General features: G+C 53.5%; 17 protein-coding genes. 3 read left to right on the forward strand and 14 right to left on the reverse strand.

Annotated elements, in window-relative coordinates:
* Positions 1-4: 4 nt before the first annotated feature.
* From L6990_RS08475 to L6990_RS08490, 4 genes are all read right to left on the reverse strand, one after another.
* Positions 5-1,219 carry a DUF1648 domain-containing protein gene (locus L6990_RS08475; RefSeq protein WP_237203687.1) on the reverse strand — a complete coding sequence of 405 codons (1,215 nt, stop codon included), beginning with the start codon at positions 1,217-1,219 and terminating at the stop codon, positions 5-7.
* Complete coding sequence (locus L6990_RS08480) at positions 1,212-1,610, reverse strand: GntR family transcriptional regulator (RefSeq protein ID WP_237203688.1); 399 nt, start codon at positions 1,608-1,610, stop codon at positions 1,212-1,214. The genes L6990_RS08475 and L6990_RS08480 overlap by 8 nt, the downstream gene beginning before the upstream one ends.
* A gap of 97 nt (positions 1,611-1,707) precedes the next feature.
* Positions 1,708-2,592 carry a DNA-methyltransferase gene (locus L6990_RS08485; RefSeq protein ID WP_237203726.1) on the reverse strand — a complete coding sequence of 295 codons (885 nt, stop codon included), beginning with the start codon at positions 2,590-2,592 and terminating at the stop codon, positions 1,708-1,710.
* Between the two features lie 92 nt (positions 2,593-2,684).
* The gene (locus L6990_RS08490; RefSeq protein ID WP_237203689.1) at positions 2,685-3,518 is read right to left on the reverse strand and encodes a fumarylacetoacetate hydrolase family protein; all 834 of its coding nucleotides are present in this window, start codon (positions 3,516-3,518) and stop codon (positions 2,685-2,687) included.
* 190 nt (positions 3,519-3,708) lie between these two features.
* Here L6990_RS08490 and L6990_RS08495 point away from each other — a divergent pair, with 190 nt between their 5' ends.
* Positions 3,709-4,215 (forward strand): GNAT family N-acetyltransferase, encoded by a 507-nt coding sequence (locus L6990_RS08495; protein WP_237203690.1) that lies wholly within the window; start codon positions 3,709-3,711, stop codon positions 4,213-4,215.
* A gap of 71 nt (positions 4,216-4,286) precedes the next feature.
* Here L6990_RS08495 and L6990_RS08500 read toward each other — a convergent pair whose 3' ends face one another.
* From L6990_RS08500 to L6990_RS08510, 3 genes are read right to left on the reverse strand one after another with little or no spacing between them, the layout of a single operon-like run.
* Positions 4,287-5,279, reverse strand: a complete 993-nt coding sequence (locus L6990_RS08500; RefSeq protein WP_237203691.1) for an SOS response-associated peptidase — start codon at positions 5,277-5,279, stop codon at positions 4,287-4,289.
* Positions 5,279-5,965, reverse strand: coding sequence for a lipoate--protein ligase family protein (locus L6990_RS08505; protein WP_440480494.1), 687 nt, complete (start codon positions 5,963-5,965; stop codon positions 5,279-5,281). The genes L6990_RS08500 and L6990_RS08505 overlap by 1 nt, the downstream gene beginning before the upstream one ends.
* 7 nt (positions 5,966-5,972) lie before the next feature.
* Positions 5,973-6,815, reverse strand: a complete 843-nt coding sequence (locus L6990_RS08510; protein ID WP_237203692.1) for a GNAT family N-acetyltransferase — start codon at positions 6,813-6,815, stop codon at positions 5,973-5,975.
* Positions 6,816-6,905: 90 nt separating this feature from the next.
* Between L6990_RS08510 and L6990_RS08515 the strand changes: the two genes are divergently transcribed.
* Positions 6,906-7,403 (forward strand): AAA family ATPase, encoded by a 498-nt coding sequence (locus L6990_RS08515; protein ID WP_237203693.1) that lies wholly within the window; start codon positions 6,906-6,908, stop codon positions 7,401-7,403.
* Between the two features lie 75 nt (positions 7,404-7,478).
* On the opposite strand, the gene L6990_RS08520 is transcribed toward L6990_RS08515, so the two are convergent.
* Both L6990_RS08520 and L6990_RS08525 read right to left on the reverse strand, forming a co-directional pair.
* Positions 7,479-8,891 (reverse strand): DUF4041 domain-containing protein, encoded by a 1,413-nt coding sequence (locus L6990_RS08520; protein ID WP_237203694.1) that lies wholly within the window; start codon positions 8,889-8,891, stop codon positions 7,479-7,481.
* A gap of 9 nt (positions 8,892-8,900) precedes the next feature.
* The gene (locus L6990_RS08525) at positions 8,901-9,182 is read right to left on the reverse strand and encodes a hypothetical protein (protein WP_237203695.1); all 282 of its coding nucleotides are present in this window, start codon (positions 9,180-9,182) and stop codon (positions 8,901-8,903) included.
* A 248-nt stretch (positions 9,183-9,430) separates the two neighbouring features.
* On the opposite strand from L6990_RS08525, the gene L6990_RS08530 reads away from it, so the two are divergent.
* Positions 9,431-10,528: a type I restriction endonuclease gene (locus L6990_RS08530; protein ID WP_237203696.1), complete on the forward strand. Its 1,098-nt coding sequence runs from the start codon at positions 9,431-9,433 to the stop codon at positions 10,526-10,528.
* Positions 10,529-10,766: 238 nt separating this feature from the next.
* Here L6990_RS08530 and nrdF read toward each other — a convergent pair whose 3' ends face one another.
* The 5 genes from nrdF to nrdH form a co-directional block, all read right to left on the reverse strand.
* Entirely contained in the window at positions 10,767-11,741 is a 975-nt protein-coding gene (gene nrdF, locus L6990_RS08535; RefSeq protein ID WP_237203697.1) for a class 1b ribonucleoside-diphosphate reductase subunit beta, read from the reverse strand.
* A 155-nt stretch (positions 11,742-11,896) separates the two neighbouring features.
* A complete protein-coding gene (locus tag L6990_RS08540) occupies positions 11,897-12,343 on the reverse strand; it encodes a MarR family winged helix-turn-helix transcriptional regulator (RefSeq protein WP_237203698.1) in 447 nt (148 codons plus the stop codon).
* A 188-nt stretch (positions 12,344-12,531) separates the two neighbouring features.
* Complete coding sequence (gene nrdE, locus L6990_RS08545; protein ID WP_440480495.1) at positions 12,532-14,712, reverse strand: class 1b ribonucleoside-diphosphate reductase subunit alpha; 2,181 nt, start codon at positions 14,710-14,712, stop codon at positions 12,532-12,534.
* On the reverse strand, positions 14,676-15,137 hold the full coding sequence (gene nrdI, locus L6990_RS08550) for a class Ib ribonucleoside-diphosphate reductase assembly flavoprotein NrdI (protein WP_237203699.1): 462 nt from the start codon (positions 15,135-15,137) through the stop codon (positions 14,676-14,678). Before nrdI ends, nrdE begins: the two co-directional genes overlap by 37 nt.
* A gap of 115 nt (positions 15,138-15,252) precedes the next feature.
* Complete coding sequence (gene nrdH, locus L6990_RS08555) at positions 15,253-15,486, reverse strand: glutaredoxin-like protein NrdH (RefSeq protein ID WP_237203700.1); 234 nt, start codon at positions 15,484-15,486, stop codon at positions 15,253-15,255.
* Between the last annotated feature and the right edge of the window lie 504 nt (positions 15,487-15,990).

Here is a 15,990-nt window from a genome sequence, read left to right on the forward strand (position 1 = left end):
CCCATCAGGAAGCTACGAGCGGCAGCACGATAGCCGCCAGCACTGACAGCACCACTACCCCACCGAAAACCCAGCTACCCGGGTGGGCCCAGTTAGGCGATACCCCAACACCTATATGTTTAGGAACCATCATGTTGGGGTTATCAGGGTTGTAGTAGAAAATGCCGAATTTAATGTGGTTGCTCTCGTCAGGAAGTTCTAGTTCTGCCGGGTCAACGGCACCTACCTGAGCAATCTGCAGGACGGCGGCGTCCAAGCTTTTGCCCGCACGAGCTGCTGATAGTGTCATGAGCAGGCAGAAGCTGAGAATAACCGCCATGAAAATCCAAAGTTGGGAAGCGCGGAGCCACCCGGGAAGAGCGACAAGGCTACCAAGATCCATAAAGGCTAACAGCGCGGTCATTAGAAAGGTGAAGATGCACAGCAGGTGGAGTGATTTTTGTGTCACCACTATGTTCCGCATCTTCAGGTAATCTGCGGCGCTAATACCGAGAGCAGATGTGAACACCTCAGAATCTAGGGGTAGTTTCTTGGATACCGACATCAGAGCTGTTCCCCCACCATTGCTTGCTGTGAGCTGCTTACTCATGAAGACAGCACAGCCCCACATCAAGACCAGCGTTCCCAGGCCAACCAACCACGGCATGAAGACTGCGCCAACAGACTTCTCTCCCCAGCCGTCTGCCTCACCCACCGCGTTGAAATGAACGGGGTAAGGGTCAGGCAAAGCTGGGTACTTAATTGCAAGTACCACTGCCCACAGAAGAACAATCAGTGCAGAAGCCAGAAACCAGCCCCTGGGCAGGGTCAGTGGTTGTGCGCGCTGCGCTTGAATGTCAAAGGTTCGCCCAGTCTCGATGCCTGAGTACCAGTTTTCACTCGTTTTCAGCTTCCGGACGACACGGCGGGCACGGGTAATTGCCCAAGCTCCTGCACCTAATTGAACAAAGGGCAAAACGCCTAGAAGAACCAGGCCCGTCGTTTCGTTAACACTCGCCAGGTAGGTAGCCAGGGCAATGAGTGGTAGGGACACAGCCAGCAGGTTAGTGGTGAACGTGCGGTCAGCGTCTTTGAGTTGGGGTGCATGGGCATAGCTCAGCGGTATGGATTCTCCATAGCGTCGGTTCACCGAAGACAGCACCGGAGTCATCAGTAGCATGACCAGCATGAAGCCGCCGATGAGTAAAACAAAGAGCGAAAGGAAGAGCGATTCAGACACGGCTCGCCTCCCGCTGAGTTTCTAGCCAGATGAGCTGACCTTGAACCGCGTCAACTATCTCTTGATTGCTTCTGCCCTGCGCTTTTCCTAAAGCCAGCACCTGCATCAGGGCTTCGTCCCATGCGGACGCAGGGGCTGGCTCAAATGACTCAGGAGTATAGGCAACCGTGGTTTGCCCCCGCTGCTTACTTTCAATCAAGCCCTCTTCTTTGAGGAGATCATAGGCTTTGACCACGGTTGCAGGGTTGATGCCCAGCTCTTTGGCAATTGCCCGCACGGAAAGTAGCTTGCTGCCGGGCGCTAGCTGGCCGGTGGCAATGCCGCGCACCACAGCGTCGTGAATCTGCTGGTAGACCGGCAGCGGTGAACTGTCTTTAAGAGTTATCTTCATAACCCCTCCTATCTGTATTACTTTTAACAATACAGATTAAGAGGGATTTTACAAGGGGTGTCAAGAATGAGGACGCCGCGGCGCGTGCATCTGGCCCTTACGAGGCTTTGGGTACGACCTCCGCCGAAGGTGCAGCCGGTGCCTTGGCGCGGGACTTCTTGAAATCAACGTCCAGACCGTCAATACCGCGCAGGCGTTTGCGCATGACCTTGATAGCCTCGGGGTTCTGATCGATGAGCAGGAACTTGCGGTCAAGCTGGGCAGCGGCGTGGCCGGTGGTGCCGGAGCCACCAAAGAAGTCCAGCACCCAATCCCCTTCAGCACTAGATGCCTGGAGGATACGGCGCAGAATACCAAGGGGTTTCTGGGTGGCGTAACCGGTTTTCTCTTTGCCGCTGGGCGAAACGATGGTATGCCACCAGACGTCCGTGGGTAGTTTGCCAGCCAGTGCCTTCTCTTCGGTGACCAGACCGGGTGCCATGTAGGGCTCGCGGTCTACCGCCTCAGAGTTGAAGTAGTAGTTATGGGGGTCTTTGACGTAGACCAGGATGTTGTCGTGCTTAGCCGGCCACTTCTTCTTCGACTTAGCGCCATAATCGTAAGCCCAAATGAGTTCATTGAGGAAGCATTCACGGCCAAAGAGGGCGTCCAGCACCACTTTGGCATAGTGCACTTCGCGGTAATCAAGGTGAAGATAGAGGGTGCCGCTGGGCTTAAGCAGGCGCCACGCCTGAATCAGGCGAGGCTCTAAGAACTCCCAATAATCCTCAAAGGAGTCGTTGTAGCCGTAAACATCGCCCTTAATGGTCTCGTAGGTGTGCCCCTTGTAGCCCACCCGTGAGCCACCGTCGGTGCGCACGGTCTTGATGCTTTGACGGCGCTGCACCTTACCGGTGTTAAAGGGCGGGTCAATGTAAATGAGCTGAAACGACTCATCGGGCAGGTTTTTAAGCACGGCAAGGTTATCTCCGTGGACCACCATGCTGGCGCCACTTGCTGACCAAATAGAACGTTTCGACACATCGTCCAGAATACCCCACGCTCCCCCGGTGCGTTGCTCCCCACCAGTGAGGGTTAAGCCACGCCCTCGCTGGAACAGACGTTGGTGAGGCGGCCAATGCCCTCAATCTCTGTCACCACGGTTTGCCCCGGTGCCAGCCACTTACGCGGACGCAGGGAAAGGCCAACCCCTGCCGGTGTGCCTAGCGCAATAAGATCCCCGGGCTGCAAGGTCATAAAGGTTGAAATATATGAAATCACTTCAGCCGGGCTAAAAATGAAGTTGGCGGTGCTACCTTGCTGCCGCACCTCACCGTCCACGGTGCAGGTCATTGCCAACCCGCCGGCAATATCCAACTCGTCGGGGCTGACGATGACCGGGCCGAAGGGGGTCATTGAATCCCAGTTCTTACCCTGGAACCACTCGCTGGTGCGCCCCTGCCAGTCCCGCGCCGATACGTCATTGAGGACGGTGTAGCCCAGTAGGTATTCCTCAGCTTCTTCAACCGGGATGCGGCGCCCCTCCTTTCCAATCACGGCGCAGAGTTCAACTTCCCAGTCAATTTTATTGCTCTCAGCGGGCATCTGAATTTGCTCACCAGGACCAATGAGCGCATTGCCGAACTTGGTGAAAATAGTGGGATGGGAAGGAGCTTCAGCACCGACTTCTTTGGCGTGGTCGGTGAAGTTAAGACCCACACACAGCACCCGGGAGACCTTGCTCAGGGGGCGAATGAAGTCGTCCTCACTCAAATCTAACGGTTTAGCACCCAGCTGCTCAGCAGAAATGGACTGAACCTCGCTGGTCGCCAGATAGTCAGCCAAGGGTTTATCCAGCTGATACCAGCGTGACCCCTGCTCGATAACAGCAACAGGTTTTCCTCGTAAAAGTATCTGAGCGAACTTCATATTTCTACTCCTTTAAAAGCTATAGTTCTTTTAGTATCACCAACGAATCTGCAGGTCAAACGCTCTTTAATTGATCAGAAATACAAAGAAAAGCAGATGAATTTATAGCAAATACCTTAGCTAACTATTAGCAAACAGAGTACTCTGTACCTCACAGTGTAATTTATTTCAGATACTAAGGAGGCTCGCGATGAGCGGCTTGATCACCCTCGTTTCCCAGACATCCAAAGCAACGAAGCCCATCACCGTCAGCACTCGCCCTGCGCAGGTTGAAGACGCTGAGGCTCTAGCCCGCCTCTACTTCGCCTCCTACGAAGACGACCGGTTCACCTCCCAGGCTGAAGCAGCCACCGAGATGGAAAAGATTTTGCGCGGTGAACACGGTGAGTTCTACACCGATGCATCCCCCGTAGTGGTTGACGAACACGACCGCATTATTGCCGCGTCCCTCTGCCTCAAGCACCGCATCGTGACAGACCCCAAAGATTTACCGACCATCTATGAGCTTTTCACCGCAGCATCCCGCCGCCGTGAGGGCCTTGCTGAGCAGCTGATTCGCAGGTCTATCGACCAGATGTTCGAGGACGGCTACGAGCAGGTCACTGTACGCATCCAGGACGATAACTCTGCAGCGCTAGCCCTCTACCTCACCCTCGATTTCAACCGTTGGTACCCTGAGGACGAGGACATCCTCTAAGGTCTAAGACAAGACGCTAAGGGGCTAACCGCCATTTGCGGTTAGCCCCTTTTTCTCTGCCTCCTGTGTCTTTAAAGCCCTGTCAGCAGGTCTTCAGCGGGTTCAACCAGGTAGGGTGCGTTGTTACTCACGTTCCCGACGTCCTTATTGACCGGGTGCATCGCCCAGCTGGCAGTCTGAGCAAATGCCTGCTCACGGAGGCTTGCCAGTGCAGCTTCTGCACTTTTCCGTTGACTTAGTTTGGACGCGGTATCGGCTGGTTTACGGCTGCCAGCAGCTCTGCCCGACCGTAGCCAGAGGGTGAGACTGTCGCTTTCATTTACTTCTCGATCATCTGCTACACCCAGGGGAATTGGCAGACGGTTGTGGAGCTGCCCCAACTGCTCTTCAACCTGATTGGCATAGGGCGCTTCACCGCCCAAATCAGCCAGAATACCGCTATCAAACTCACCGTTTCCCGGTGAGTCCATGGTGATGATGGAGCAACTCAGCAGCCATTGGCCGCCCCGCCCTTCAAAAGCCGCACCCGGGCCAGCAAACTCTTCGGGTATCTTCCACCACTCGTAGAGCCCAGCGAAATAGATGGGCCGGCCGTCCGTTCGGTGCACAAAATAGGGAGTCTTAGCTGTTTTGCCGGCAGCTGTTGTCTCGGTTTTCCACTCGTAGTAACCGCTAACCGGTATAGCGCAGTGCCCCGCCACCGCCGCTTCGCGGAAGGTGGGTTTGGTAAAGATCGTCTCACTGCGCGCGTTGAAGGCACGAGATGCAAAAGAGGGGTCTTTAGCCCAGCCCGGCAACAGGCCCCAGCGGGCTGCGTGCATCTCACGTACAAACCTGCCCTGCGCCGGTGCGGACGGCGCGGCGTCCGGGCTAGCGTGCGGAGCAAACGATGCGGTGCTACCTGGCATAACTTCCAGGGTTTCGTCCCCAAACAGCCTATCCACCAGAATGGGCACCGTATGGGTGGGTGCCACGTTGTAATTGGCTATTGGTTCTGTGAGCTGGACCCCTGCTAGGTACTGGGTATGCTCTAAAGCTAGTTCAAGAGCGTAACGGCCGCACATTAGAAACCCTCACTTTCATAGGCCTCGATAACAGCGTCTTCAATATCGTCAACGGTCATGAGCGGTTCAATATCGGTCAGAGCCCCTACCGTTGCAGGGTCTAAGGGCAGGCCAAGGGCACGATAGACATCTTCGGTCACTGCGCGTAGCGGCTCAGGGTTCTCCACGACGATGCCGCTGGAAAACCACCAGGCACCCGAAACCACGCGCTGCGCGGTACCAATAATTTTTACCCGGTGGCCGCCGGGAATCTGGCCCCAAACCGAGTATTCGCCGGGGCAGTATTCGCCGGGTAGCTCCCCCACACCGGCTTGAATACCGAGGCTTTCCAGGGCTTCTGCAAACATGTTGCCAAAAATGCCGTAACGCTCGTGGTTACCGCTGACGGCATCCAGGGCGTACTGAAAATGATCTACCACCAGGCACCCTCGGTGGTAGGCAGCAGCATGGCCGCCAACGGTGCGCACCAGGGGTTCGAAACCCTGGTCGAGACAGGCCTGGCGCGCGGCGGGGAATTGCGGGTTGAGCTCGTCCCGGCGGCCAAAAGCAACCGTGGGTGCCGAGCGGTAGAGCCGCAGGGTTGAGGGTTGCTCGCCCCTGCCGACAGCGCGCACCGTCTGCATGGCACTATCGATCATCTCGGTCATGGTGGCGGTATGATCACTGCCGAATCGTTCAAGCTGCACGGTACACCTAGTCCACAGAAATATCGTTGAGACTGGTAGAGACAAACTCCCACCAGGTGGGCTGCAGACCGGCGTTGAGCGCTACTCGCTGCGAAATAATGTGCGAGGGGCTGCTGCCGTAGAAAGGTAGAAAGCCCTCAGCAATAATTGCCTCTGCTAACGTCCTAACCAGGGTGCTGGCTAACCCTGCGCCGCGGTGCCCGGGTAGCACATCGATGCCGATCTGCCGCATGAGATTGGAGTCCTCGCTAGCTCCGGCAAGGGCTACGGTTTCACCGTCGGCAAGTGCGGCTAGCACCTGCACATCTGGGCGTAGTTCTTTGAAACCCAGGGCATTGCTGAAACGCTCATCGTCACGGAAAGCTTCAAGCTCCTGCGGTTCTAACCAGCGCAGCTCATACCCCTCTATCTGCGGCAGTGCGACATCCTGCGCACACGCCGCCGGTTGGTTCTGCCAGAAACTGCGACTGGGGGTGTAAAAAAGCGATGTACCCGAGACCTGCAGGGCAAAGGGGGTGAGGTAGTCGTTGAGCTTGCGCAGCTCGGAGTAGTCGCCCACCCAGTTGCCGTTGTCCCCAGCCAGCAGTGCTTGGGCGGCATCCAGGACGCGCGCGTGGGCTGCTGAGACAGCGGCCAGCCCGCGGTAGTTAATGAGGCGGAGCTCCCAGTGGTCACGATAGCGGCGGCGGTCAGCGTCCATCTCTTCAAGAGGTAGACGCTGACTGGTGAGTAGCGTGGAGCCGTGCTGGAAGGCAAGGTCAAATGACGCTGGTGGCAGGCACATATCCACCGACAGCTGCCGGTTAAGCAGAGCCAGGGCGTCCTCATAGCTGACGATTGGTGTGGGCATAGCTCACTTTCTGGGGTGCAGGTATACCTATCTAGGGTACTCTGCCTGCTTGCCCGGGGTCAGATTTTGTGCCGCGGTTAAACTGAGAGCATGAAGATTGTGGTTCTTGGTTTGAGCGGTGCAGGAAAATCAACCTGGGCACGTACCTTGGCTGATAGGCACCAGATGCCGCTTCTGCACCTGGATAAGGTTCATTGGCTGCCGGGGTGGGGCGAGCGAACTCTTCAGGATGAACGCGCTCTTGTACGGGACTTCATGGACTCGCATGATGCCTGGGTGATTGAGGGCGGGTACTCTAACGTGGAGTTTGAGCGGCGCCTGGAGGAGGCAGACCAGATTTTTATTTTGTTGGCTCCGCGTTTGGTGCGGTTGTGGCGGGTTGGACGCCGGTGGTTGCGTTTTCGCGGCGCTACCCGCCCCGATATGACTGAAGGTTGTCCCGAAAAAATCGACGTGGAGTTCGTGAAGTGGATTCTCTGGAAAGGAACCAGCCCCAAGAAGCTAGCTGCCCTGCGGGACGTGCAGAAGCGTTACCCGCATAAGACCAAGATTTATAAGTGGTGGAGGCATAAAGCACCACAACAATAAACCCCCGCCCCCTCGGTCAATTTACGCAGTTAGCCCGGCGTCCCGCTCTGAACACCGGGCTGTGTAGGTTTCTCTCTAAGCCACTTCTTTAGCTATCTGCAAGCTGGCATAGTACTGGTTAGCTTCTGCCTCTTCATTGAATTCAAGTACATCACCGGCGATACTATCGAGCGCGGTATGAACCTCAGCTGGAGTAGCGTAGAAAAATTCTCGACGCAAGTTTACACGGTTCACTCGCTGCTGAGCGAAAGCATCGTGTAACTGCCGTTCGACATCTAACGCATCCTCGGTAAAGAACAGAGCATGAACATCGAAACCAAAGGGCACCGAAGCATCCCCAAGCTCTCGTACACGGTCCATCGGGTCTAGTCTGCGTGTCATACCAATCTTGACCATCCGTTCACCGAATGACCCAATATTAGATATTACGTAGACGTATCCTGCTCGAGTATTTGCCTTACGATAGTCCACATCAGCAATACCAGCATCAATCTGGTCAAGCTCAGCCTGAATCTCTGCAGCACGGTCAGTATCTCCGGTCGCTTGGATGCGAACAAGTACATTCTCGAAGTGCTTACGCTCCTTTAGCAAAGCTCGCTTCTTAGCTTCTAGCTCAGCTTCAGCCTGGGCTTGCTCCCGCATTGCCTCACGTCGGGCACGTTGTTCTTCTCTTTCAATCTGACGAGCCTGCTCAACCTGACCAGCAATTTCTAGTTCTCTACCTTTTAGGCCCTGGTATTCATAACTAATAGAAATATCAAGGGGTTTCGTCAACTTACCTATTGAACTGGCTGCTTTGCCAATTTTATCTGCGCTGGACTGGACATTTTTAGCAGTGACGTTTTTGATGATGTTTTCAGCCTCAGCATTGAAGCACCTCAACGCCAACCTGGCCATGTTGTTTCTAAGTTGTTTAATTTTCCCTGCAGTAGCTGGAAATTCTTCATACTCGTTACTTTCAACTGCGCTTCCGCTGGCTGCCATGGTTTTCATCTCCTGACGCAGTTGACGGAGGTCTGTCTGGAGTTGTGCATAGCTACTTGCCGGGTGCGCGAAATCTTCAAGTCCTAGGGTGAGCTTTACATATTTATTCTCTTCATCGGGGAATGCAGCCTGTAAATCATTTAGCCGTTGTATTGTTGCGAGCTCCTGAGCTCTCGCATCAGCTGCAGCTGTTTCTGCAGAACTCCTCAGTTTATGAGCCTCCAGATTTGCTTCAGTTCGTATACGCTCACCTTCGGCTTCATTCTTCCTCTTAATGCGTTCTGCCGCTTGGTCTAGTTCCCAGACTTCAGCTCCTCCATGTGAGTCCATGAATATCTGGAGATGCTGGTTGTGCCCTCTCAGCCGCTCAAGTTCTTGGTTGAGACTAATAATCTCTTCTGACATCGCCAGGATAATCTTGTTTTTGCCGCGGTGCTGTGAAGCGAAGTGCGATGCGACCATTGCCGGTGAAACTTGATCTGATTCATAGTAGCTAGAAGTCATGCTTGTGTCCTAGGGGGTATAGGTAAGAGGGGAGATAGCTTTTTTATAGACTGCATTGCCATGGTCGTAATGCCAATAACAAAACCAAGCTACTGGCAGGTACAGAAAACCGCCTTGGAAAAATGCAAGGACACCGATAATCCCTAAAACCCATGCAGCGATAAGCCACCCTGCCGAGGGAACTTTGTTAGCTTTCAGAGCTACGGTTTCAGCATGAGCTAGGTATGAACTCACGTTGGTAGGTTGGCTCCTTGAAGGGTCTGGTTCAAAAAGTTCTGGTTCGTATTTCATAAAACCTCATCCATATCGAACAGTCCACTAGATTGGGGACAGTAAATTAATCATAAGACTAATATAAGTATCTCTCTGGATTCAGTGAAAGACCAACCTCATGTGTACAGAAAGGTAAGATTTATTACCTTCTCATCACCGGCCTCAAGAAACACTCCATAATCTGCGAGAAGTTCCACCCGTGAGGTTTGCGTCACTGTATCTTTTAAAGTAGACACCAATACAGCCCACAAGGATAAGGACACACAATGGAATTTGAGGCCGGAATCAACGCTCTTGCGAAAAAGATGCGAAGCCAGCAGGACATCATTCAAACCGAAGAAGCTACCAAAAATGCTTTTATTATGCCATTTATCTCCCAGGTACTTGGCTATGATGTCTTCAACCCACTTGAGGTCATGCCCGAATTTACCGCTGACCATGGCACCAAAAAAGGTGAGAAAGTGGATTACGCCATCATGCAAGATGGTGAAGTGCGCATCCTCATCGAGTGTAAGAAAATTGGCAGCGACCTCAATGTAAAGCATGCCTCGCAGCTCTTCCGATACTTCTCTGTTACCAATTCCCGCATCGCCATCCTCACCAATGGTCAAGTATTCCATTTCTTCACGGACCTGGACTCCCCCAACATTATGGATAAGCGTCCATTCCTCGTCCTCGACCTACTGGATATTGATGAAACGATCCTGCCTGAGCTCAAGAAAATAACCAAGGACACCTTCGACCTCGACTCAATCATCTCTTCGGCTGAAGAACTCAAATATGTGGGGGCTTTGAAGCGCGAAGTAGTCTCTATCTTTAAAGAGCTTCCTGCAGATTTCGTCAAAATGCTTATGACTTCGGTATCAGATAAGCGCGCAACAGCGGATAATATTGTCCTCTTCCGTGACCTGGTTGACAAAGCACTAAAGCAATTTCTCAAGGAACAGGTCAATGACCGTCTAAAGACAGCCCTGGGCGATTCAGATCTCTCTATCCCTGAAGCAATAACCATTGAATCGGCCCCAGCTGCAGTTGACACTGAAGACAATAATCAACAGGACGACAACGGTGTCGTGACAACTGAGGAAGAACTCGCCGGTTATCAGATTGTGAAAGCTATCGCATGCTCCGAGGTTAAGCCGCAGCGTATTGCTCATCGAGATGCAAAGTCATATTTTGCCATTCTCCTTGATGACAACAACCGTAAATCCATTGCACGCTTACACTTCAATGCAAAGTCTCAGTGGTATGTCGGGACCTTCGATGCTGATAAAAAGGAAACTAGGCATCCCATTAATGACTTAGAGGACATCTACGCTTTCGCAGATATAATCCGAGCTACAGTTCGTTCCTTAGAGGCCTAACCAACAACAATCTTGCCCCAAGCACAAGATGCAGGGGCGGGATTTTAGATTGAAGTGCTACGACCAATCCCTATCTGCCACTATGAGCATGACAAAGCCGTCCTAGACAGTTAAGTCCGTATCCAAGTGGTGGAGGCATAAAGCACCACAACAGTAAACCCCCGCAGTTTCCCTCTCAACAGCTACGCTAAGTTGCTGTTCTGAGAATGAAACGGCGGGGGTCAAAGTCAGGAATGGTTTAGAAGTCCCAGTCCTCGTCCTCGGTGTTCACGGCCTTGCCAATCACGTAGGAAGAGCCAGAGCCTGAGAAGAAGTCGTGGTTCTCATCCGCGTTCGGTGAAAGCGCTGAGAGAATTGCCGGGGACACATTGGTGACGCTGGCAGGGAACATCGCCTCGTAGCCCAGGTTCATCAGTGCCTTGTTAGCGTTGTAATGCAAGAACTTCTTGACGTCCTCAGTCAGCCCAACACCATCGTAAAGTGAAGCGGTGTAAGCCACTTCGTTCTCGTACAGTTCGTAGAGCAGGTCAAAGGTATATTCTTTGAGCTCCGCCTGACGCTCCGGGCTTTCCTTTTCCAGGGCGCGCTGGAACTTGTAACCAATGTAGTAGCCGTGCACAGCCTCATCGCGAATGATAAGACGGATCAAGTCAGCAGTGTTGGTCAGCTTGGCGTGCGATGACCAGTACATGGGCAGGTAGAAGCCCGAGTAGAAGAGGAAGGACTCCAGCAGGGTTGAGGCAACCTTCTTCTTCAGCGGATCATCGCCCTGGTAGTAATCCATCACGATGTTGGCCTTCTTCTGAAGGTGCTCATTCTCGGTGGACCAGCGGAAAACCTCATCGATTTCCTTGGTGCTGCAAAGAGTGGAGAAGATAGAAGAGTAGCTCTTAGCGTGCACCGACTCCATGAAGGCAATGTTGGTGTACACCGCTTCTTCGTGAGCTGTCACAGCATCGGGTAGCAGAGACACAGCGCCCACAGTGCCCTGAATGGTATCAAGCAGGGTCAGGCCGGTGAAAACGCGCATGGTTAGCTGCTTCTCTTCATCGGTCAGTGTCTTCCAGGACTGCACATCATTAGACAGCGGCACCTTCTCAGGTAGCCAGAAGTTAGAGGTCAGACGGTCCCAAACCTCAAGATCTTTTTCGTCCTCAATACGGTTCCAGTTGATTGCCTCAACGTGGTGAACCAGCTTGACCTTTTCACTCATAACGGTGGGAAACTCCTCGTTCAAAATTCTTTCGCGCAAAAATGCGCATCGTCTACTATTCTTCCATCACAGACTACTTAAAGCTATTGGCCCGGTCTGGGTAAAAATCACAGTCGAGGACGTCACCACCTCCTCCCCTGCTTCCCTACCGCGAGCTATTCGCCGGCCTCCTCCTCAGGTTCACCCGGAACTTCACTTTCATGCTCGTCTGAACCCAAGCGTGACGCGCGGTCCACCATGGTTCGGAGCACCGGCAATGCTTTGACCAGCACCTGAATTTCTTCTTCAGTCAGTGCCTCTGTAACTCTGCCCATCAGCCACTCTTCACGCTCAGCCTGAATGGAGGCGATAATTCGCGTGCCCTGGTCGGTCAGATAGAGCTCCTTGCGGCGTTTATCAAGCAGGTTCTTGCCCGATGATAGATAGCCCCGTGCCAGTAACGATTTGACGATTACGTTCATGGACTGCGGAGTAATCTGCTGAAAACGCGCCAGCTCCGCCCCCGTCTGCCGAGGCTGTGTCAGCAACTGAGCCAGCACCGTTTCTTCAGAGAAGGTAAAGGGTGAGGAACTGGCAGACTCATTCCTCAGGCGTCGATGCATCCTGAACACCGAATGGTGGAGGCTGCGCGCGTGCTTAGCCAAAAAATTTTCCAAAAGGCGCCACCCCAAAATAATCAGTTTAACTTATTAGTTATATTGACTATAAACCTCATTTAAGCACTCTGCAAGGCAAAAACAAACCGCCGCTCCCACACAGGGGAACGGCGGTTTGCTAGCAACTCAGAGCTTTAGAGCATGCAGCTGACGCAGCCCTCAATCTCGGTGCCTTCAAGAGCCATCTGACGAATACGTGAGTAGTAGATGGTCTTGATGCCCTTACGCCAAGCGTAAATCTGGGCGCGGTTGACGTCGCGGGTGGTCGCAGTGTCCTTGAAGAAGAGAGTCAGTGACAGACCCTGATCCACGTGCTGAGTTGCTACAGCATAGGTATCAATAATCTTCTCGTAACCAATTTCGTAGGAGTCCTGATAGTAGTCCAGGTTCTCGTTAGTCATGAAGGGTGCCGGGTAGTAGACACGGCCCAGCTTGCCTTCCTTACGGATCTCGATCTTCGATGCAATGGGGTGAATCGATGAGGTGGAGCCGTTGATGTAAGAGATAGAACCGGTGGGCGGTACAGCCTGCAGGTTCTGGTTATACATACCGTGCTCAGCAACCTCAGCTGCCAGCTGCTTCCAATCCTCAGCACCGGGCACAAAGTGACCTGCAAAGAGTTCGCGGGCGCGTTCGGTTTCGAAATCCCAGGTGCCGTTGATGTACTTCTCGAAGTACTCCCCCGACGCGTACTTTGACTTCTCAAAGCCCACAAAGGTTTCCTTGCGTTCCTTAGCGATTTCCATGGACGCGCGGATGGCGTGGTAGGTCACCGTGTAGAAGTACATGTTAGTGAAGTCCAGTGCTTCTTCTGAACCGTAGTAGACGTGCTCACGAGCCAGGTAGCCGTGCAGGTTCATCTGCCCCAGACCCACAGCGTGGCTCATGGAGTTACCGCGCTCAATGGAGGGCACGGAGGTGATGTCTGACTGGTCAGAGACAGAGGTGAGTGCACGAATAGAGGTGCCAACGGTCTGGGCCAGGTCGCCGCCGTCCATCGCCAGGGCGATGTTCAGTGAACCCAGGTTACAGGAGATATCTTTACCTACGGTTGCGTAGCTAAGGTCAGCGTTGTAAACGGAAGGCTCTGAGACCTGAAGGATTTCCGAGCAGAGGTTAGACATAATAATCTTGCCCTCGATCGGGTTTGCCTTGTTCACGGTGTCTTCGAACATGACGTAGGGGTAGCCAGACTCAAACTGAATTTCAGCCAGGGTCTGGAAGAACTCGCGAGCGTTAATCTTCGTCTTCTTGATGCGGGCATCATCGACCATCTCGTAGTACTTCTCGGTGACGTTGATATCTGAGAAGGGTACGCCGTAGATGCGCTCGACGTCGTAGGGCGAGAAGAGGTACATGTCCTCATTCTTCTTGGCCAGCTCAAAGGTGATGTCGGGGATGACGACGCCCAGTGAGAGGGTCTTGATGCGAATCTTTTCGTCCGCGTTCTCGCGCTTGGTGTCCAGGAAGGAGTAGATGTCGGGGTGGTGAGCGTGCAGGTAGACTGCACCGGCGCCCTGACGTGCGCCCAGCTGGTTAGCGTAGGAGAAGGAGTCTTCAAGCAACTTCATCACGGGGATGACGCCGGAGGACTGGTTCTCAATCTTCTTGATGGGTGCGCCAGCTTCACGCAGGTTGGTGAGGGCGAATGCCACACCGCCACCGCGCTTAGAGAGCTGCAGAGCTGAGTTGATGGAGCGTCCGATGGACTCCATGTTGTCTTCGATGCGGAGCAGGAAGCAGGAGACCAGCTCGCCGCGCTGCTTCTTACCTGCGTTGAGGAAGGTGGGAGTAGCAGGCTGGAAACGGCCCGAGATGAGCTCGTCCACAATGCTTTCTGCCAGCTGCTCATTGCCTTCTGCCAGCAACAGCGCAGTCATGACCACGCGGTCTTCAAAACGTTCCAGGTAGCGCTGGCCGTCGAAGGTTTTCAGCGCGTAGGAGGTGTAGAACTTGAAGGCGCCCAGGAAGGTGGGGAAACGGAACTTCTGAGCGTAGGCACGCTTGGAGAGCGCCTTGATGAAGTCGAAGGAGTAGCCCTCAAAGAGCTCGGGCTCGTAGTACTGGTGCTTAACCAGGTAGTCGATCTTCTCTTCCAGGTCATGGAAGAACACGGTGTTGTTATTGACGTGTTGCAGGAAGTACTGGCGGGCTGCCTGGCGGTCAGCCTCGAACTGGATCTGGCCGTTCTCATCATAGAGGTTCAGTAGTGCATTGAGCTCATGGTAGCCCATGCCGCGGTATTTCTCGGGGGTGCTGGGGTCTTCGTGACCGGGTTCTACGCTGAGGCCGGGTACAGGGAGTTTTGATTCCAAAATTCTTCCAATCCTTCTTGAACTTTTTGTACGTCTTCTTGGGTTCCCATGAGCTCAAATTTAAAGAGCAGGGGAACTCCACATTTAGTGGCAACCTTCTCCGCTGCTATGCAGTAGAGGGCACCAAAGTTTGTATTGCCTGCACCGATAACACCGACCAGGTGCTCACGGTTTTGGGGCTGGTTGAGAAATTTAACTGCCTGTGGCGGTATTGATCCGGCTCCCCCAGGACGCCCGTAACTAGGCACGCAGAGCACATAGGGTGCGTGCATGATCGGTGGCTCTTCCGCAGTTTTAAGGGGGATTCGCACATTCGCTACGCCAGTTTTTTGCACGAACTTATGAGTATTTTCTGAGACCGACGAGAAGTAAACGATGGTCGGTTGACCTGTCGCCATCATTTCTTCTGGGGGTTTAGTCTCCATAGCTCATCATCTCCGCAAGGGGTGTTCTGCTCTGTTGATATACCGGCGGTTCACCAGCGCACGCTGAAGCCCGGGCAATTCACTCTGGAATTCTCGCCCGGGCTATCGTAAAGCGTTAGGCTGCGGCGGCTGCTAGAGCGTTGATTTTATCGGGCTGGAAACCGGACCAGTGGTCATCACCAGCGATAACCACCGGTGCCTGCAGGTATCCCAGACCCTTGATGCGAGCCAGCGCATCGGCGTCCTCGGTGATGTCCACGGTGTTGTAGTTAACGCCGAGCTTATCGAGTGCACGGTAGGTCATGTTGCACTGGACGCAGGCGGGCTTGGTGTACACCGTTACGGTCATGATGGGGCTCTCCTTGGGGTATCCCTAAGGCGGGGATATGGGAAGTGGCGTGTTTGTTGGTTGGGGTTTTGAAGGCTAAAGCTCTTGTGCCCCGAACCGAGATTTAATACTACATCTAGTGCCACCTCCTAGCGCAACCCCCAATATAGTGTGGTCTCTTACCAATTTTTTATAGACATGCGACTATCCACAGCTTGGTTCCGCTTGTTCTCGCGGTTTCTGAGAGTTATCCACATCAAGCTCTTTTGGGAGAGACTGAAAGCTGGTTGGTGTGAGCTTAAAAGCAGGTGTTTTATGCCCCGATGGGAATAGATTTTTTAACCCGCAAGATTCCGCGGTTTAAACCGATGCCAAGGATTCAACGTGAACTTTAGGCTTGAGATCAGCGCTCTCTCCCCTTAAATTTTGGGCAGTTTTTTCGCCTCGGAGTGTCGGGGTCCCTGGCGCCTCTGGCACTTGACAAGCCGAGTTTTTTGGTGGGCAAGAACGAGGCATAGATAAGGA

The organism is Rothia endophytica (assembly GCF_928381505.1).
GTDB lineage: Bacteria > Actinomycetota > Actinomycetes > Actinomycetales > Micrococcaceae > Rothia > Rothia endophytica_A.